Source organism: Gemmatimonadota bacterium, assembly GCA_041390125.1.
Classification (GTDB): Bacteria; Gemmatimonadota; Gemmatimonadetes; order Longimicrobiales; family Gaopeijiaceae; genus JAGQIF01.
Genome location: JAWKQN010000002.1, coordinates 79177 through 97742 on the forward strand (window position 1 = coordinate 79177; position 18566 = coordinate 97742).

13 protein-coding genes are annotated in these 18566 nt (G+C 70.8%); 8 read left to right on the forward strand and 5 right to left on the reverse strand.

All coding sequences use genetic code 11. The features are described 5' to 3' along the window. Positions 1 to 165 precede the first annotated feature (165 nt). Both R3E98_00300 and R3E98_00305 read left to right on the forward strand, forming a co-directional pair. The gene (locus R3E98_00300) at positions 166 to 516 is read left to right on the forward strand and encodes a PadR family transcriptional regulator (protein ID MEZ4421819.1); all 351 of its coding nucleotides are present in this window, start codon (positions 166 to 168) and stop codon (positions 514 to 516) included. Further along, the gene (locus tag R3E98_00305) at positions 513 to 3215 is read left to right on the forward strand and encodes an ADOP family duplicated permease (GenBank protein MEZ4421820.1); all 2703 of its coding nucleotides are present in this window, start codon (positions 513 to 515) and stop codon (positions 3213 to 3215) included. Before R3E98_00300 ends, R3E98_00305 begins: the two co-directional genes overlap by 4 nt. Positions 3216 to 3515: 300 nt before the next feature. Here R3E98_00305 and R3E98_00310 read toward each other — a convergent pair whose 3' ends face one another. Then, a complete protein-coding gene (locus R3E98_00310) occupies positions 3516 to 6722 on the reverse strand; it encodes a glycosyl hydrolase (protein MEZ4421821.1) in 3207 nt (1068 codons plus the stop codon). A 183-nt stretch (positions 6723 to 6905) separates the two neighbouring features. Between R3E98_00310 and R3E98_00315 the strand changes: the two genes are divergently transcribed. The 6 genes from R3E98_00315 (at position 6906) to R3E98_00340 (ending at position 14731) form a co-directional block, all read left to right on the forward strand. Beyond that, positions 6906 to 7454: a DUF427 domain-containing protein gene (locus tag R3E98_00315; GenBank protein MEZ4421822.1), complete on the forward strand. Its 549-nt coding sequence runs from the start codon at positions 6906 to 6908 to the stop codon at positions 7452 to 7454. A 29-nt stretch (positions 7455 to 7483) separates the two neighbouring features. Continuing rightward, positions 7484 to 8209 carry a hypothetical protein gene (locus tag R3E98_00320; GenBank protein MEZ4421823.1) on the forward strand — a complete coding sequence of 242 codons (726 nt, stop codon included), beginning with the start codon at positions 7484 to 7486 and terminating at the stop codon, positions 8207 to 8209. A gap of 86 nt (positions 8210 to 8295) precedes the next feature. Continuing rightward, positions 8296 to 11217 carry a M14 family zinc carboxypeptidase gene (locus tag R3E98_00325; GenBank protein ID MEZ4421824.1) on the forward strand — a complete coding sequence of 974 codons (2922 nt, stop codon included), beginning with the start codon at positions 8296 to 8298 and terminating at the stop codon, positions 11215 to 11217. Positions 11218 to 11356: 139 nt separating this feature from the next. Then, positions 11357 to 12487 (forward strand): aminotransferase class I/II-fold pyridoxal phosphate-dependent enzyme, encoded by a 1131-nt coding sequence (locus R3E98_00330; GenBank protein MEZ4421825.1) that lies wholly within the window; start codon positions 11357 to 11359, stop codon positions 12485 to 12487. A 181-nt stretch (positions 12488 to 12668) separates the two neighbouring features. Further along, positions 12669 to 13175 (forward strand): hypothetical protein, encoded by a 507-nt coding sequence (locus tag R3E98_00335; protein ID MEZ4421826.1) that lies wholly within the window; start codon positions 12669 to 12671, stop codon positions 13173 to 13175. Further along, positions 13172 to 14731, forward strand: coding sequence for a hypothetical protein (locus tag R3E98_00340; GenBank protein MEZ4421827.1), 1560 nt, complete (start codon positions 13172 to 13174; stop codon positions 14729 to 14731). Before R3E98_00335 ends, R3E98_00340 begins: the two co-directional genes overlap by 4 nt. Positions 14732 to 14750: 19 nt before the next feature. Here R3E98_00340 and R3E98_00345 read toward each other — a convergent pair whose 3' ends face one another. The 4 genes from R3E98_00345 to R3E98_00360 all read right to left on the reverse strand — a co-directional run bounded on the left by R3E98_00345 (position 14751) and on the right by R3E98_00360 (position 18518). Beyond that, on the reverse strand, positions 14751 to 15209 hold the full coding sequence (locus R3E98_00345; GenBank protein MEZ4421828.1) for a hypothetical protein: 459 nt from the start codon (positions 15207 to 15209) through the stop codon (positions 14751 to 14753). A gap of 153 nt (positions 15210 to 15362) precedes the next feature. Continuing rightward, positions 15363 to 15851 carry a DUF2203 domain-containing protein gene (locus tag R3E98_00350; GenBank protein MEZ4421829.1) on the reverse strand — a complete coding sequence of 163 codons (489 nt, stop codon included), beginning with the start codon at positions 15849 to 15851 and terminating at the stop codon, positions 15363 to 15365. A 2-nt stretch (positions 15852 to 15853) separates the two neighbouring features. Next, entirely contained in the window at positions 15854 to 16816 is a 963-nt protein-coding gene (locus tag R3E98_00355; GenBank protein ID MEZ4421830.1) for an MBL fold metallo-hydrolase, read from the reverse strand. Positions 16817 to 16979: 163 nt separating this feature from the next. Then, on the reverse strand, positions 16980 to 18518 hold the full coding sequence (locus R3E98_00360) for an inorganic phosphate transporter (GenBank protein ID MEZ4421831.1): 1539 nt from the start codon (positions 18516 to 18518) through the stop codon (positions 16980 to 16982). Positions 18519 to 18566 lie beyond the last annotated feature (48 nt).

Below are 18566 nucleotides of genomic sequence, written 5' to 3' on the forward strand. Positions count from 1 at the left end.
CGGCACCCTGCAGCGTTCCAACCTTCTGGACAACGCGACCATCTCAACGGTTGCAGTACACCTGCGTACGCATACTATGTGAGACATAGTATGAGGGCCGGGGTGCCACGAGCGGGCCAGGCGGGAGCCGCGCGCGCCTCGTGGCCGAACGAGGAGGAGGGAGGCATGGCCCTGGACCGGGAGTGGATGCGGGGTGCGGCGCCGCTGGCGGTGCTGACGCTGCTCGAGCGCGGGGACATGTACGGCTACGAGCTGGTGGAGGCCCTGGAGACGCGCTCCGGCGGCCTCCTCGAGCTCGGGCAGTCCACCGTCTACCCCCTGCTCTACAACCTCGAGGCCCGCGGTTTCGTCGCGCCGGCCCGACGACGGGCTCCGTCCGGACGGGAGCGGAAGTACTACCACCTGACACCGGCCGGGAGGGCCTGGCTGGTCCTGCAGCGCGACCAGTGGCGGCGCCTCGTGGAGGCGCTGCGCCGACTCGGCGTCGAGGGTGGCGAGACGGAGGCGACGACGTGAGGAGCGGCGGGCCGCGCGACCTGGCCCCCGAGGTGGGTGCCTGCATCGACCGGGTGCTGGCGGCGGCGGGCCTGGAGGGCGAGGCGCGACGCGACGTCCTTGCGGACCTGCGGGCCCACTTCGAGGACGGCCTGGCCGCGGGCCGGAGCGCGGCGGACCTGCTGGAGCGGTTCGGGGATCCGGAGGCGGCGGGGCGGCGCATCCGGGAGGTCTGGGGTCGAACGGGGCGGGAGCGCCCGAGGAGGCGGAGGATGGGGTGGGGGCGTTGGATGGGCGAGGTGCGGCAGGCCGCGCGCACGCTGCGCCGCAGCGGGGCCGTGAGCGCGATGGTGGTGGCTACGCTGGCGTTGGGGATCGGCGCGAACACCGCCGTGTTCACGGCGCTCGACGCGGTGCTGCTGCAGGACCTGCCCTATCCCGACGCGGATCGGCTCGTGCGGGTCTACGAGAGGGAAGGAGACGTCGGCTTCAACTACCTGCGGGGCCCGGTGATCCAGGCCTACCGGGAATGGGACGACGTCTTCACCGACCTGGGCGCGCTCTACACCTACCGTGAGGTGGGCGGCGACCTCACCGGGGGTGACCTCCCCGAGCGGGTGGTCGTCTCCTCGGCCGACGCCGGGCTCTTCGCTACGCTGGGCGTGCCTCCTCTGCTCGGGCGCACGTTCCGGCCGGAGGAGAGCCTGGGCAGCCCGGACGGATTCAACGCGGAGACGGGCAGCGCCGTGGCGGTGCTCTCCCACGCGCTCTGGCAACGGCGCTTCTCCGGCGCCGCCGACGTGATCGGTCGCGCGATCGAGATCGATGGCGTCCGGCGTGAGATCATCGGCGTGATGCCACAGGGATTCACGAATCCGGTCGGCAGCCAACCGGACGTGTGGGTCCCGCAGAACCTGCGGGAAGGCGACCGCAACAGCTGGGGCAACTACTACCTGACGTCGGTCGCCCGCCTGCAGCCCGGCCTCACGGTCGAAGCGGCGCGCGCCCGCCTGGCGGCGCATGCCGACGCGCTGGCGCGCGTGCGCCCCGAGATCGGCGACTGGCGTCCCGCGATCCTGCCCCTGCAGGAAGACCTCGTCGGCGAATCGCGCCGCACGATGTTGTGGGTGCTCGCCGGAGCCGTGGCGCTGGTGCTGCTCAGCACCTGCGTGAACGCGGGCAACCTGATCTTCGCCCGTGCGCTCGCCCGCTCACGGGAGCTGGCCGTGCGCGGCGCGCTGGGCGCGAACCGGGCCCGCCTGTTCGTCCACCTGCTCCTGGAGAGCGCTTTGTTGGCCGTTGGCGGTGGGGTCGCCGGTCTGCTGCTCGGCTGGGGCGCCCTCAAGGGCCTGCTGATGCTCGCTCCGGAGGCGCTGCCGGCCCTCACCCGACCGACGCTCAGTCCGCGGATCCTGCTCCTGGGCTTCGCGGTCACGGGCGTGGCGTTGCTCCTGTCCGGGCTGGTGCCGGCGCTGCGGCTGTCGCGCACCCCGCCCGCAGAAGCGCTGCGCAGTGGCGGAAGGGGTGGCACGGAGTCGAGGCGGCTGCGCTCCGTGCGCAGCGGCCTCGTGATCACCCAGCTCGCGGTGGCGCTGGCGCTGGTGGTGGGGGCGGGCCTCCTCGTACGGAGCTTCGCGTCGCTGCGGCAGGTGGAGCTGGGCTTCCAGCCCGAAGGCGTGCTCACCTTCGAGGTGCATCTGCCTTCGACGCGGTATCCGGAAGGCGCCGACCGTGTGCGCTTCCACCGGACCCTGGAGCAGCAGGTCGCTGCGTTGCCGGGGGTGCACGCCGTAGGCGCCACGTCCTGGCTGCCCGTGAACGGCCGCTACAACATCTGGGGGCTGTCCACGGATCCCGGTGATCTCGAGAACGACGACGGGTGGAGCCAGGCGGACGTGCGCATCATCGCCGGTGACTACTTCGACGCTGCCGGCATCCGGGTGCTGCGCGGCGCGCAGGCAGCGGACGTGGACATGGAGGGCGCGTCCAACGTCCTGTGGATCAACGAGACCCTCGCGGAGCGCCTGTTCCCGGACGAGGATCCACTGGGGCGCCTGCTCTTCGCCGCCAACGACGAGCGCCGCATCGTGGGGGTGGTCCAGGACGTGGCGCATACGCCGCGTGGTGCCGTGGCGCCGCAGATCTTCGTGCCGCATGCCCAGCATGCGGACGACCGCAACTGGCCGCTCACCCAGGTGGTCCGCGCGGACGGGGACCTGGGCGCCCTGCGAGAGCAGATCCGGGGTACCCTGGCGCGGATCGATCCCGCGTTGGTGCTCTACCGCCCTCGTCCGCTCTCGGGTTGGTTGGACGCCTCCCGTGCGCAGGATCGCTTCGCGCTGGCGCTGATGGGCGGCTTCGCGCTCCTGGCCCTGCTCCTCTCCGCGATCGGCACGTTCGGGGTGTTGTCCGGCTCGGTGGCGCGCCGGCGCAAGGAGATCGGGATCCGCATGGCGCTGGGCGCGGATCGCGCGAGCGTGCGGCGGACGGTCCTGGCCTCCGCCGCCGCGCTGACCGCGGGCGGCGCGGCGGCGGGCCTGCTCGTCGCTTGGGTAGGCACCCGCTGGTTGGACGCCATCCTGTTCGACGTGGGGCGGACGGACGTCACCGTGTTCGTCGGCGCCACGGGTCTGATCGCCGGGCTCGCCCTGGTGGCCGCGTGGGTGCCGGCGCTGCGGGCGTCGCGGGTGGATCCGGCCCGGACCCTGGCGGAGGAGTAGGGGCGGAGCGGGTCAGCCCGAGGCCGCCCCACCGCGACGCCCGAAGGGTCGAGACCCCCGGGTCCCCGGAGCGGGGGATCGGATGCGGAGCGCCCCCGCAGCAGCGGACACGCAGACCCGACGCTCCGCATCCGCTCAGCGAGCCTCCGACCAGGGACCCGCCGGCCAGGCGAGCGACCCCGCGCAGGGGACCCGGGGGTCTCGGCCCCGCCCGAACGCGGGCGGTGCCAGGAACGCGAACGGGCTCGCCGAGCGGAAAACGCCTCGACGAGCCCGCTGCTACGGCGCCCTACGACCCGCCTACATCACCGGGCACGGCCCTTCCGGCGTGCAGTTGGGATTGATGGTCGGCAGCCCCAACCGCTGCAACTCCCGGTTCACCGCCGCCAGGTCGGTGGCCCAGATGCGGTCCAGCCGGTCCGTGTAGCCCTTCAGCTCGTCCGACAGGATCCCGAGGATCTCCGGCATGTTGGTGCTGGGCGGACCGTCTCCCCGCTCGGCCATCGACATGAGGTTGGCCAACCGGTTGTTGACCTTGATGGGGAAGTTGAGCGGATCCTGACCGCTGCGATTCCGGACCTGGTAGATGTTCTCCTCGACGTCCGAGGCGTTCGTCTCCAGCGTCTCCGCCGCGCTGGCCAGGCGCCCGTCGTCCGAACGCTCGAGGCGATCCTCCAGCTGGTCCTTCACGTTGCGGATGGCGATCACGGCCCGATTGGCCTCGGTCACCTTGTCCCGCACCGCGCTGGAGAACTCGTACTGCGCGATCAGATCGGCGTCCGTCACGTCGGTGATCCACGGATTGCGTTCGATCGTCACCGGGGCGGTGGCCGTGTGGTCGTCTGCCGTCAGGCGCGCGGTGTAGCGGCCGGGAGGCAGCGTGGGTCCGCTGCTGCGCACGCCCCAGTAGATCATCCCCGGGAAGACCTCGAAGCCGTCCGCCCGCAGATCCCAGGCGATGTGGTTCAGACCCGCCTCGAGGGGGAGGTCGGGTCCAGCGCGGTACCGATCGGCCGGATCCGACGTCGCGGTGCTGTCCGGTGTGGTCGTGTCCGCCTGGAAGGTCCGCACAACCGCGCCGGACGCATCCACGATCTCGAGCTGCGCCCACGACGGCTTGTCCTTCAGCCACCAGCTCAGGATGAGCGGTCCACCCGAGCGGATGCCCGCAGGGGGTGTGAACAGCGTGGCGGCCTGCCGCGTCAGGTCCGGCGTCATCTGCCGGAGCGGCGCGATGTTGTCCAGGATCCAGAAGCTGCGGCCATGCGTGCCGATCACCAGGTCGTTGTCCTCCACGATCAGGTCGGCCACGGGTACGTCCGGCAGGTTGTTGTTGAGGCTCTGCCAGTGGGCGCCGTCGTCGTACGAGAGGTAGACGCCATGCTGCGTGGCCGCGTAGAGCAGGCCCTGGCGCGTCGGGTCCTCACGCACGGCATGCACGTAGTCGTCGTTGCGGATGCCGTTGACGATCTTCGTCCACGTCTGGCCGTAGTCGGACGTCTTCCAGATGTGGGGTGCGCGGTCGTTGAGCAGGGGACGCCGCACCGAGATGTACGCGCGCCCCGTCTCGAAGGCGGATGCGTCGATCTGGCTGACGCGGCCGAACTCCGGCATGTCGGGCGGGGTGACGTCGGTCCACGTCTTCCCGCCGTCCCGCGTCACATGCACGAGCCCGTCGTCGGAGCCCGTCCAGATGACGTTCACGTCCCGCTTGCTCGGCCCCACCGCGAAGATGGTGGCATAGACCTCGGGGCCGTTCATGTCCCCGGTGATGGGACCGCCCGACTTCTGCAGGGTGGCGGGGTCGGCACGGGTGAGGTCGCCACTGAGCTGCTCCCAGGTGCGCCCGCCGTCCTGGGTCATCCACAGCCGCTGGGACGACACGTACAGACGGGTGGGATCCACCTTGGAGAACAGGATCGGGAAGGTCCACTGCCACCGCTCGCGGATCTCGATGGCGGGCTCGCCCGAGTAGAACCAGGGATACGGGTTCACCTCGCGCGAGGTGCCCAGCCGCCGATTGAACTTGTCGACGTACGAGCCGTTGTTGGTGCCGGAGTAGAACTGATCCAGGTCCAGCGGATCCGGGGCGATGTAGCCGGGTTCGCCACCGCCCGCCACGTAGGAGAGCTCGGTGGACCCTGCGGTCACGTCCCCGCCGCGGTTGCCGCCCCCGAAGCCCCGGCTCACCCCGAAGCCGAAACGGGCGGCATTCCAGTCCGACGGCGTGCACAGCGTGCTGTTGTCCTGCTGCGACCCGCAGACGTGGTAGGGGATGTGCTCCGTGGTGATGGCGTGGTAGAACTGGGCGGTCGGGAAGTCCTGATCGGTCCAGCTGTCCCCCGTGTTGGTGGAGACGGCGCCCCCGCCGTCGTTGCCCACCACCAGGTGCTCCGCCTGGTCGGGGTCGATCCAGAAGTCGTGGAAGTCCCCGTGCGTGCCGTTGTTGATGGTCTCCAGGGTCTTGCCGCCGTCCTCGGAGCGGAACAGCGACGTGTTCTGCAGATACACCACGTCCTCGTCGTGCGGGTCGGCGAAGACGTGCGTGTAGTAGAAGGCCCGCTGACGGATGGAGCGATCATCGTTGATCAGCGTCCAGGTGGCGCCTCCGTCGTCGCTGGAGAAGAGCCCGCCGTTGTCGTTCTCGACCAGCGCGTAGACCCGGTTCGAGTTGGCACGCGACACCGATACGCCGATCCGCCCCACCAGGCCCTCCTGGGGCAGTCCGGGGTTGCGGGTGATCTCACGCCAGGTCTCCCCGCCGTCGGTGCTCTTGAAGAGCCCGGAGCCGGGGCCACCGCTCGACATCTGGTACTCCTTGCGATACGCCTCCCAGAGGGATGCGTAGAGCACGTCCGGGTTGTTGCGGTCGATGCTGATGTCGATGGCACCCGTCTTCCCGTCGCGGAACAGCACCTTGCGCCAGGTGGTGCCCCCGTCCGTGCTCTTGTACACGCCGCGTTCGTCGCTGTCGACGCTGTACTTGCCGAACACGGCCGCGAAGACGATGTCCGGATCGGTCGGGTGGATGCGGACCTTGGAGATGGCATCCACGTTGCGGAAGCCGACGTGCTCCCAGGTCTCGCCGGCATCCCGGCTCCGGTAGATGCCGTCGCCCGGCATGATGTTGCCGCGGATGCAGCTCTCTCCGGTCCCGATCACGACGAAGTCCGGGTCGGTCTCCGACACGGCCACCGCGCCCACCGATGCCGACGTGATCTTGTGGTCGGTGACGGCGGCCCACGTCACGCCGGCGTCGGTGGTCTTCCAGAGGCCGCCACCCACGGCGCCGAAGTAGGCCTCGTCGGGGCGACCGCGCACGCCGGAGACGGCGATGGAGCGGCCGCCGCGGTCGGGGCCGATGTTGCGCCAGCGGTAGCCGGCCAGGAGCGTGGAGTCCAACTGGACGGCCTGCAGCGTCTGCTGGGCCGCCGCGGACGACGGGGAAGCGCCGAACCCCAGGGCACCGAGAGCCGCGAGGGCGGGCAGGATACGGGTCGTTCGCATGATACCGGGTTCCAGATCGGGTGGGACGTGCGGAGCGGGCGAAAGGTAGGACGCAGCGGGCAACCGTGCACCTCGGGAGGGCGGCGTCGCGGTCCGACGCGGCCCCGCCACGCGCGACCGTACGCCCGCTTCGCGGGTACGGGAGGGCGTCCCCCCCGCACGGAACGCACGAGGAACCCCACCATGCAGGAATCGACATCGCGCCGGGGACCGGGTGGATGGCGCTGGTTCGGCCAGGAGCGGCCTCCATTCGCCGAGGAGCCCCACCCGGGGCAGGAGTCCGTGTGGGACTATCCGCGCCCGCCCCGGATCGCGGAGGACGCGCGCGAGGTCGTCGTATGCATCGGCGACCTGGAGCTGGCTCGGACCCGCCGGGCCCGTCGGGTCCTGGAGACGGCCAGCCCACCCACGTTCTACCTCCCCCCGGAGGACGTGCGGATGGAGGTGCTGCATCCCCTGGCCGGCCGCTCCCACTGCGAGTGGAAGGGCAGCGCGCGCTACTGGGGCCTCGGCGCCGCGGGCGCGCACCGCGGGGCGATCGGCTGGAGCTATCCCGAGCCATCGGCGGCCTTCGCGGCGCTCCGCGACTGGCTGTCCTTCTATCCGGCCCTGTGCGAGTGCACGGTGGACGGCGAGCGTGTGCGTCCCCAGCCGGGCGGGTTCTACGGCGGCTGGTTGACCTCGGAGATCGCCGGGCCGGTCAAGGGGACGCCGGGCACCGGCGGATGGTGAGCGGTCGGAGTGGGGCCGGGGCACTCCTCGTGGTCTCTCTCCTGCTCGCGACGACCGGCGCGTCCGCCGCCGGCCAGGCACCCCTGGCACTGCACGTCGAGGCCTACGGGGGACGGTCCTGGACGGCCGCGTCCGACCTCACGCTGCGTGTGGGTCAGGAACGGCTCGAGATCCGACGCGTGCGCTGGGAGGACGAGTCCTTCGAGAGCCCCATCTACTACGGCCTGCGCCTGCGGGTGGAGCGCGCCGACCAACCCTGGTCGGCGGTCCTCGACTTCACCCATGCGAAGGTCGTGGCGGATCCCACGCAGGAGGTCGACCTGGAGGGCTCGTTCGGCGGAGCCGCGGTCGATGGGCGCCGCCCTCTCGCCGACGTGCTCGAGCACCTCGAGATGAGCCACGGCTACAACGTGCTCACGGTCGGTGCGCGGCGCCGCTGGACGCCCGGAGGCGGCGACGGGCGCCTGGGCCTGCATGCGGCAGCCGGGTTGGGCGTGCTGGTCCCGCACGTCGAGGTGCGGGTCGCAGGTGAGCGGACGTTCCGGCATCAGCTCACCGGACCCCTGGCGCGCCTGGGCGTGGGCGCCTCCGTCCCGCTCACGGATCGGATGGAGGCCTTCGCCGACTATGGCTGGATGGTGGTCCGATCCCGTCTCGAGCTCGAAGGCGGCAACGCCCTCCACCTGACCACCCACACGCACGCGCTGAACGCCGGGATCGCCGTACGGGCGCTCGGCCCGCCCCGGGATCGCTGACCGCCGCTGCTTGCGTCACCCCGGGCAGGGGTGTAGTCCAAGAGAGGCCGGTCCGCCCGGCCGTCGCTCATCCTCCAGGGGGCTTCATGCAACCGATCCACCGGGGGCGGCGCGCCGCCCTCTTCGCCGCGCTTCTGGCCGTCCTGCCGTCCATGCTCACCGCCCAGCAGGCCGTCGACGAGGAATACACCCGTCTGATCGCGGAGCATCTGCAGGACGCGCGCATCACGACCGAGCTGGTGGACCACCTGCCCGCTTCGGCCACCGTCCCCACGCCGCTCGACTTCCACGGCCGGATCGTGGGCACGCCGGGCGAGCTCACGTACGCCGCCGACATCCACCGCTACCTGCGCGCCATCGCCGATGCGTCGCCCCGAGCCACCGTGTGGTCCATCGGGGAGACCGAGGAAGGGCGGGAGATGGTCCTCATGGCCATCGCGGACGAGGCCACGATCCGCGACCTGGAACGCTACAAGGGCTACCTGCAGGAGCTCACCGATCCACGCGTGACGTCCGACGCACGGGCGCGTGAGCTGATCGAGGGGGTGGCCAAGCCCATCTACTGGCTCACGTCGGGGATGCACTCCCCGGAGAACGGTGGTCCCGAGATGCTGCAGGAGCTGGCCTACCGTCTGGTCGTGGACGACGGCGAGTTCTACCAGACGATCCGCGACAACGTCATCACCTTCATCACACCGGTGATCGAGGTGGACGGCCGCGAGAAGCAGGTCGACACGTACTACTTCAACAAGAACCGGCCGGAGGGCGAGACGCGGCTGCCCCTGATGTACTGGGGCAAGTACGTGGCGCACGACAACAACCGCGACGGGATGGGCATGCTGCTGGATCTCACCCGCAATGTGCTGGGCGTGCAGCTGGAATGGGCGCCGACCATCATGCACGACCTGCACGAGGCGCAGAACTACCTCTACACCTCCACCGGGACCGGACCCTACAACGAGGCCTTCGACGCCATCACCATCGGGGAGTGGTGGGTGCTCGCCCAGAACGACGTGCTGGAGATGACCAAGCGCGACGTGCCCGGCGTCTGGACCTACAACTTCTACGACGGGTGGACGCCGAACTACATGTTCACCATCGCGCACGCCCACAACGCCACAGGCCGCTTCTACGAGGTGGCGAGCTACGGGCCGGACAATCGGACGCTGCGGGTCGGCGGCAGCGCCACCAGTCGCGAGTGGTTCCGACCCAACCCGCCGCTGTCGACCATCGAGTGGGGGCCGCGCAACAACACCAACATCCAGCAGTCGGGCGTGCTCTTCTCGCTCAAGTACACGGCCGATCACCGGAACTGGTTCCTGGAGAACTACTGGCTCAAGAACAAGCGTTCCGTGGACAAGGGCCGGGAGGGTCCGGTCCACGCCTGGGTCATCCCGGCGCAGCAGCGCCGCAAGTCCGACGCGGCGCAAGCCGTCAACGACCTGCGCTTCCAGGGGCTCGAGTTCCACCGTGCCGACCGTGACTTCGAGGTGGGCGGCGTGGAGGTGGCGCGGGGCGACTACATCGTCCGCGCGGACCAGCCCTTCCGGACGCTGGCCGACATGTACTTCTCGCTCCAGGCCTTCAGCCTCGCCAATCCGCGTCCCTATGACGACACCGGCTGGACGTTCCAGCTCATGCGGAACCTGGAGCTGGAGACGATCGAAGATCCTGCGGTGCTGGAGCAGGCGATGTCACCGGTGACGGCCGATGTGCATGCCCCCGGGGGCGTGGAAGGACGCGGGACCGTCCTGGTCGTCGAGCACACCACGGACAACAACCTGATGAGCTTCCGCTATCGGCATGCAGGGGTCCGCATGCTCGCGGCCGAGCGGGACTTCCAGATGGCCGGCCGGACCTTCCGGGCCGGCGCGTTCATCGTGCCCGATGCCGACCGCGCGACGCTGGAGCCCTCCCTCGAAGAGCTGGGCCTGTCGGCCTGGGCCACGAACGCCGTTCCCGACGTTCCGACGCATGAGCTGGACCTGCCGCGCATCGGCTACGTGCATGCCTGGCAGCGGACGCAGGACGAGGGCTGGGTCCGCGCCGCTCTGGACACCTATGGCGTGCCCTACACCTACTTCGCGGACCAGAAGCTCAGGGAAGGCAACCTGCGCTCCCGCTACGACGTCATCATCTACCCGCATGTCGGTGGCAGCGCACAGTCGATGGTCAACGGCATCGCCAGGTCGGGCGACCTGCCGCTGCCCTACCAGCGCACCGATTCGACTCCGAACCTCGGCGCGCTCGACGAGAGCGCCGACATCCAGGGCGGGATGGGCTGGGAGGGTCTCGTGGAGCTGGCGCGCTTCGTCCAGGAAGGCGGTACGCTGATCACCGAGGGGGCGACCGCGCGCATCTTCCCCGAGTACGGCATCACCACCGGGGTCTCGGTGGAGAGCCCGGACAACCTGATCACACCGGGCTCGGTGCATCGCGGCATGATCACCGACCCGACCAGTCCCATCGCCTATGGATTCACGGGCACGCAGCTCCCCGTGTACTTCAAGGGCGACGTGGTGATGAACGTCGGCGGCGGCGGCGGTGGCTTCGGCTTCGGCGGTGGGGGCGGGCCCTGGCAGAACACCACGCCCATGGCCAACCGGCCGCAGCTCTCTCCGTGGGAGGCGCCCGCGGAGCAGGAGCGCGCCGAGCGCCCGCAGGTGGACGAGGCGGCCGAGTTCCGGGCCTTGGCCCGCCAGTTCGGGTTGGGTGGCGACGAGGACGGCGACGGCCCGCGGGTGGTGATGTCCTTCCCGCAGCGGGCGGACCAGATGCTCCTGTCGGGGGCGCTCGGCGGGGGCGAGGCGCTGCAGGGTCGGGCGCAGATCGTGGACGCCCCGCTCGGCGACGGGCACGTGGTGATGTTCGCCATCCGGCCCTTCTGGCGCTGGCAGACGCAGGGGAACTACTTCCTGGGCTTCAACGCCATCCTGAACTGGAATGATCTCGGCGTCCGCCCCGAGCCCGCCACGGCGACGGACGGATCGGAGGGAGCGCGGCGCTGAGGCGGCGTCGCACCGGTGGGCACCGGCGGCCCGTGGCCCCTGCGGGGGTCGCGGGCCGCGGTCGTTTCCGGGCCTCCCCTTTCGATCGCGCGCCCTTCCCCCGCACATTGCGGAAGAACCCAGAACCCAGGAGGGCAGCATGGATCGCCGTGGCTTCGTCAGCACAGGAATGGCCGCCGGACTCGCGGGCGCGGGCGTGGCGGGTAGCGGCCTCGGAGGCCTCCTGTCCCGCTCGGGCCTGTTCCGCGTGGGAAAGACGCTCCCCAACGGCAACGTCCGGCTTTCCTCCAACGAGAATCCGCTCGGATTGTCCCCCAAGGCACGCGAGGCGCTGATCGACGCCATCGTCGATGCCAACCGCTATCCCAGCTCCGCCGACCTGACGAACGCGCTGGCCTCCTACCTGGGCGTCCAGCCGGCCCACCTCACGCTCGGCTTCGGGTCGACCGAGATCCTCCAGGTCATCACGCACGCGTACCAGGGCCCCAGCGTTCCCCTGATCGTCGCGGAGCCGACGTTCGAGGACATCGGCGACTACCAGGCCACGATGGCCTACAACGTGGTCTCCATCCCGCTGACCAAGGACCTGCAGCACGACGTGGGTCGCATGCGGGAGGCTGCCAGCAAGCGGCCGTCGGTCGTCTACTTCTGCAATCCCAACAACCCCACCGGCACGGTGACGGCTGCGGCCGACATCGACGCCTGGATCGCAGACGCGCCGGAGACGACCACCTTCGTGATGGACGAGGCGTACCTCGAATACGTCACCGACCCGCGCTACGGGCATTGCCTGAAGTGGGTGGACCAGAAGCCCAACGTGATCGTGGTCCGCACGTTCTCGAAGATCTTCGCGATGGCCGGACTCCGGCTCGGCTACGCGGTCTCGCATCCCGACACCGCGGTCCGGTTGCGCGAATGGACGGTGCAGAACAGCCCCAACGTCCTGGCGGCGGCCGCGGGCATCGCGTCCCTCCAGGACGACGGCCTCGTCGCCCGTTCCGTCAAGGTGAACGAGGAGGCCCGCGCGATCGTCCATACCACCCTGGACGAGCTGGGGCTCGAGTACCTGCCCACCAACACCAACTTCATCATGCATCGGATCAGTGGTGACCTGACCACCTACATCGATCGCATGCGCAACGAAGGGCTGCTGGTAGGCCGCCGTTTCCCACCCATGCTGGAGTGGAACCGCGTCTCCTTCGGCCTGCCCGACGAGATGGACCGCTGGGCCGCCACACTGAAGGACTTCCGCAAGAAGGGCTGGGTGTAGCCCGCCCCGCAGGGTCGGTCCCCCGATCAAGAACGGCACGGTGCCTCCGGGCACCGTGCCGTTCGTTCGTCCAACGAGGCGGGCGCCGGCGTCTGCCGGGCGGCCGTGTCCGCCGGATGGTCCAGCGCGGGCGGGTTTGCCGTATCCGGGGGAGAGCGATCCCCCACCGCCGAGGCCCGCCATGTCCCTCGCCGCCCCCGCATCCTTCTCGCGCGTCGCCTTGCTCGCCCTCGCCGCATCCTCGGCGCCGGGCTGCCTGGACGCACAGCAGTCCCTACGGGGCCGGTTCCCGCCCGCGTCCGTGCCGGAAGCGGTGCTCGCCACCGTCCCCCAGGAGGTGGACCGGCTCCCGGTGTACGACGATGCCGGCGTGGTGATCCCGTACGCGGAGATCTCGGAACGGGTCAGCAACCGCTCCGGGGCCGCCTGGGTGCTCGGCATGGTGCTCGGCGCCCTCGGCGGCGCCGTGGGCGTTGGCCTGACCCGCTACGACTGCGTCGAGGACGACGTCTACGCGTCCAACCGATGTTCGCCGCGCGAGAGCGCGATGCGGGTGGCGGTGCCCGTCGGGCTGTCCACGGTGGGGATCGTCCTGGGGATCGTGGCCGGGGTCGAGTACGAACGGGTGACCTGGCGCGAGGCCCTGGAGCAGATCCGTCGAGAGCGCCGCGAAGCGGGGCTGCCATGAAGACGGGATTGCGCCTGGCGGCGCTCGCGGGTGTTCTCCTGCTCTTCGGGTCGTGCACCCGGCTGGTCCGGATTCCTGCCGAGGATTGGGGAGCCGTCACCCCGGACGTGCGCGTGCGGGTGACCCTGGTGGACGGCGAGCAGTTCCAGCTCTCCCGGCCCTGGTTCGGAACGGAGGCCTTGCACGGGTTCGTCCGGCGGCAGGTGCCGCTGGATGGGGAGCCCGAGCGGGTGGGGGCGGCTCGACGACCGACCTTCAGCACCGACTCGGTCGCCGTGCCCCTGGACAGCATCGACGCCATCGAGGTGAACGATGCCTCGTGGGGCGCGCCCGTCCTGGTGGGCCTCGCCGCGGTCGGCGCGACGATCGCGATCATCGCGGCCAACGGCGAGGACCGACGGCGGCCGGCTGCCGAGCCGCGCCCCTCGACCCCCTTTCCGTCCTGTCCGTTCCTGTACTCCTGGGACGGAAGCGCGTGGACGCTCGACTCCGAGACCTTCTCCGGTGCGGTCACCCGCGGGTTGCAGCGCTCCGACCTGGACAACCTCGAGCATCTCAGGGCTGTCGAGGGCGTCTACCGGCTGCGGCTCGCAAATGAGCGTCCGGAGACGCAGTACACCGACGCGGTGGGCGTCGTGGTGGTGGATCACCCCACCGGCACCGAGGTCTTCCCGGACGCGCGCGGTGCCTACCATGGTCTTCAGCGTGCGTCCGCGCCGCTACGAGCGCATGGATTGCGTGGCGCGGATGTGCGGGCCGCAGTCGAAGAGCGGGACGGGATCTGGTGGGAGGGAGATGACCTGGCGTCCGTGGAGGGCGCCGATCCCGGGGAGCTGCGCGATGGCATGATCCTCACGTTCGATCATCCGGCGGCCGAACGGGGGCTGCTCGCGGTCCACGCGATCAACACGCCACTCGCGCCCTTCGCCCTGCGGCAGTTCCTCGATGCCCAGGGGGACGACCTGGTCTCCTGGTACCGGAAGGTGGATCGGGATCCCGATGAGCGGGCCCGCGTGCGGCGATGGATCCATCGAGAGGCGATGCTGCTCGTCTCGATCTGGAAGGACGGGATGTGGGAGCTGCAGGACGCTCTGATGGATGTCGGTCCCAACCTCCCCAAGACCCAGGTGGCGACGCTGGACCTACGGGGCGTGACCGGATCCGAGGTCCGGGTGCGGATCGAGAGCGCGCGCGGGCTGTGGGCGGTGGATGAGGTCCGGTTGGGCCGGGAGACGGATGCCGGCCTCGAGGTGCGCGAGCTCTCGCCCCGCAGGGCCACCGGTCGGGACGGTCGGGACGTCACCGCCGAGATCGCTTCCTCGGACAGCCGGTACCACATGGCCACGCGTGGCGACGTGGTGCACCTCGAGTTCGCCGCGCCGGACCCGCCTCCAACCGGAACGAGTCGGACGGTTCTGGCGCGAACCAGCGGGTTCTACCACCTGCACACCGACCATTGGGGTCGCACGGCACATCCCGATGTCGCCGATCGCATGCTGGACGAGCCCGGGTATGCGGCGCGGTACGTGCTGGAGCGGCTGCGTCACGTGCCCTGAGCGGGCGCCACGGGCTTCCCTACCGGATGCGCTCGTACGTGGCCTGCGTGAGGCGGTAGTCGCCGTTCTCGTCCCAGTTGTGGTAGTCGTTGAGGATGGTGTTCCCGTCCTCGGAGAGGCGGTTGATGATCATCTGCGTCACCCGGCCTTCGCGGCGGGTGACGATCTGGGTCACGCGATCGTTGAGGAAGACCACCGAGGTCTCGGTGCCCTCGCGGCCCTGCACCGGTCGGAAGGCCCCGTCGAACTCGGTCGCATACCCCCACGTGGAGGTCTGCCCCCGGCCGTTCGTGGATTCCACCGTGATCTGCATCCCCCCGTTCCCCCACGGCTCGTACGTCATCACGTTGAGCGCGGGCGGTGGGGCCTCCGACTTGAGCTTCCACTGTCCGAAGCGGGACTCCGGCGACTGCGCCAGGACGGCGGGCGCCAGGAGCGCGGAGAGCGCGAGGGCGAGGAACGGCGTGCGTGCGCGCATGGGTCGGGCTCCTCCGGACACGGATGGGATCGGCAGGGCGGACAGGTGCGACCATGGTAGGGCGGGACCGCCGGGACGGCCACCGTGGCGGGGGCGCCGGGCCGGTCGCGAGACGGCCGTCGGTGCCGACGGTGCCGGAGGAAGGGGCGGGGCTCAGCCCTCGAGGTCGCGGTCGTCGTCCCGGGCCGGGTCGGACGGAAGCGCCAGCCGGGCCCCCACGTCCGGCGTCAGGGGTCGCCGCCCGACGAACCCGCCCCGCAGCTCGTGCCAGTGCTGGACGGCCGGCTCGTCCTTGTGCCAGCACAGGTAGATCCAGCGGCCGTCCAACGTGGTCGGGAAGTCGATGAGGCCGTGCTCCAGTCCACCTCCCGGAAGCCGTAGCCCACGCTCCGTCAGTCCGCGATCGACCAGACGCTCCAGGCGGTGGCGGATGCGCGTGAGCCCACGGTGGGCGGCTCGGAACTCGCCGTGGTCCGGATGCCCCGTCTCCCGCACGCGCTCACCCCAGAGCACATCCAGCACCGCCAGGCGGTCCACCCGCCGGCGCGCGGCCTCGCGGTAGGCGTCGATCCGCCGGAACACGCCGCGTACGTGGGGGAGCAGCGCGTCCGCCTCCGCGACGGTGAAGGCGTGCCGTGCCACCCTCAGGCGCCGAGGCGCTGCATCCAGGCGCCGATGGCCCGCTCGAAGTACGCCGGGTTGAAGAGGATCCACTCTCCCAGGTCGGGCGGGATCCGGAACCCGGCCGCGGCCTCGGCCGCGCTCGTCCCACGCTCCACGGCGCGGCGGGCCTGCGCCTCCACGGCATCGAGCACGCCCAGGTAGCGCTCCAGGTCATCCGTGCCGGCCAGCGCGCCGTGGCCGGGCACGTACGTCTCGGCTCCACGCTCGCGAAGCAGGCGCACGTCGAGTCCGAGGCGGTCGGGGATGGCGTCCATGTAGTTCGGGAACATCCCGTTCCAGACCAGGTCGCCACAGAAGACCACCGACGGGTCGGTCACCTCGAGCGAGACGTCCGAGTCGGTGTGCCCGCGGCGAGGTACGGCCACCACCGAGCGGTCTCCCAGGTCGATTTCCGTCGGGCGGCGCGTATCCAGCACCTGCGCGCGCGCGAGCAGGTTGGCCGGGGCGTCCTGGTTGCGCTCGAGGATCAACGCGCGCGTCGGCTCGCTCGTCAGCAAGGTCACGTCGCTGCGCTCGAGGGCGCCGCGCAGACCGCCAGTGTGGTCGGCGTGGTAATGGGTGACGACGACGTGCGTCGGCCACCGACCGGTCAGCTCCCGCGCCTGACGCGCCAGCCAGCGGGCGCCCTCGTCCGAGCCGAATGCCTCCACGACCAGCACACCGGCCCGACCGGCGACGATCCCGCCGTTGCAGAGGGTGGTGCGGTCGCCGTCCAGTGGCGTCGAGATCAGGGCCCAGATGCGATCCGCGACGCGCTCCAGCCGGCCCCACGGCTCACGGGCGACGACCGGATACCGCTCCTGGGCCCAGAGGGCACGGCGGGTGGCGCCCACTCCGGCGCTCATCAGCCCGAGGTGCGTCAGACAGCCGCCGGCGCGGAGGAGAAAGGCGCGACGGTCGCACGCGTGGGGTTCGGTGGGCATCGGATCCGGTTCGGGAGCGGAAGGCGTGGAGCGGAAGGCGTTCTGCCGGACCATAGAGCACCCGACCCGAGGCGCGCAACGGACGGCTCCGGAGGATGCGCAGTGGCGCCCGAGTGCCCTGGCGGGAGCCGGCCCGGGGCTGCGTCTCCCCCCGGGCAGCGGTTCAGCCGTGCTCGGTGTCCTGCCCCTTCACGTGGTGCAGACGATAGATGCCGAACGCGACCCCGCCGGTGGCGAGGAGCACGCCGCCCGTGCCGCCGAGCACGATCAGCGACGCCACGGCGAACGCGCCCAGCGCCGCCAGCACGCCGGTGACGACCCACCCGCCCAGCACGACCAGGATGCCGGCTACGCGCTGCTCGGCATCGTGCCGGCTCCAGGCCAGATCACCGAGCGCCGCGCCCATCGCGGCCGTGAACGTGATGTACGTGGTCGACAGCGGCAGCCCCAGCGTGGTGCCCGTGGAGATGAGCAGGGCCGCCACCGTGAGGTTGACGCTCGCGCGTAGCGGATCGTAGGGAGGGTCGTGCGGATCGCGCGGGGGCGGCGCGACGCGGCGCAGCGCCGCGCTACGCACCGACGGAGGGATCCAGGACGCCGTGGTGGCGACGGCCAGTCGGCCCAGGCCCACGATCCCGGCGGCGATCCCGTTGCCGTTGAAGCGCTGGGTCGTGCTGGAGTGGCCGGCCAGACGGATCTCCGTGTCGGTGACGCGCCGTGCCTTCCGCGACGTCACCAGCGCGCCCACCATCATGGCGCCCGCCAGCAGCAGCGCCCACGGCGGCGTCTGGGCGGCGCCGGACAGCTCGGCGCCGGCGCTGAACACCGCCTGCGCGGCGGCGACGGCCGGACCGATGAAGTTGACGAGATCGTTTCCGGCGAACGCGACGGCCAGCGCCCCCGTGCCGAGCAGGATGAGCGCGGTGAGGACGCGCTGGTGGTGCCGACGGAGCACCAGCGCGATGGCGCTGCCCGTCACGAAGGCCAAGGCCATCAAGGGCGCGATCTGCTCGTGCAGGAAGAGGTCCAGGCGCTCGGGCAGGACGGCCGCGTTGGACAGGCCCTTGAAGACCACGAAGTAGGTCAGCGCCGCGAGGGACGCTCCCGTCCACATCCACCCCCAGACCGGGAAGGTGCGGTCCAGATGGTGCCCGTAGATGAGCCGCACCACGAACATCAGGACCGCCGACGTGGTGAACGCCACGAGCACGCTGGTGAAGATGCCGGTGTAGATGCCCACGACCGGTCCCGACTGGATGACGTCCAACGCGCCGGACAGCCCGCCCGGAAGGGTCCACAGGGCCACCGCGAGGGACGCTCCCACCAGCTCGGAGATGATCGAGACCGTCGTGGAGGTCGGCAGCCCGAACGTGTTGAACAGGTCGAGCAGCAGCACGTCGGCCACCATGACGGCCAGGTAGATGGCCAGGATGGAGCCCAGGAGCAGCGCCCCCGTCTCCGGACTGGAGAAGCGCGTGGGATCGAAGACGCCGCGCCGTGCCACCTCCATCAGGCCCGAGGACGTGAGCGCGCCGAAGAGCACGCCGGCCGCCGCCACCCACAGGATCGCCCGGCGCGTGGCCACGCGCGACCCGATGGCGGCGTTGAGGAAGTTGACGGCGTCGTTGGCCACCCCGACCCACAGGTCCAGGGCCGCGAGGACCACGATCAACAGCAGGGCCAGCTGTACGGAGAATTCCATGGTGGCTGACGCTCGCACCGGACGAGCCGCCCGTCAGCAGGGTTCACC

Bases quoted from the DNA above. Each gene is read 5' to 3' on its own strand.
- R3E98_00300 (MEZ4421819.1), top strand. From the start codon at position 166: ATGGCCCTGGACCGGGAGTGGATGCGGGGTGCGGCGCCGCTGGCGGTG.
- R3E98_00310 (MEZ4421821.1), bottom strand. From the start codon at position 6,722: ATGCGAACGACCCGTATCCTGCCCGCCCTCGCGGCTCTCGGTGCCCTG.
- R3E98_00315 (MEZ4421822.1), top strand. From the start codon at position 6,906: ATGCAGGAATCGACATCGCGCCGGGGACCGGGTGGATGGCGCTGGTTC.
- R3E98_00325 (MEZ4421824.1), top strand. From the start codon at position 8,296: ATGCAACCGATCCACCGGGGGCGGCGCGCCGCCCTCTTCGCCGCGCTT.
- R3E98_00330 (MEZ4421825.1), top strand. From the start codon at position 11,357: ATGGATCGCCGTGGCTTCGTCAGCACAGGAATGGCCGCCGGACTCGCG.
- R3E98_00335 (MEZ4421826.1), top strand. From the start codon at position 12,669: ATGTCCCTCGCCGCCCCCGCATCCTTCTCGCGCGTCGCCTTGCTCGCC.
- R3E98_00340 (MEZ4421827.1), top strand. From the start codon at position 13,172: ATGAAGACGGGATTGCGCCTGGCGGCGCTCGCGGGTGTTCTCCTGCTC.
- R3E98_00345 (MEZ4421828.1), bottom strand. From the start codon at position 15,209: ATGCGCGCACGCACGCCGTTCCTCGCCCTCGCGCTCTCCGCGCTCCTG.
- R3E98_00355 (MEZ4421830.1), bottom strand. From the start codon at position 16,816: ATGCCCACCGAACCCCACGCGTGCGACCGTCGCGCCTTTCTCCTCCGC.
- R3E98_00360 (MEZ4421831.1), bottom strand. From the start codon at position 18,518: ATGGAATTCTCCGTACAGCTGGCCCTGCTGTTGATCGTGGTCCTCGCG.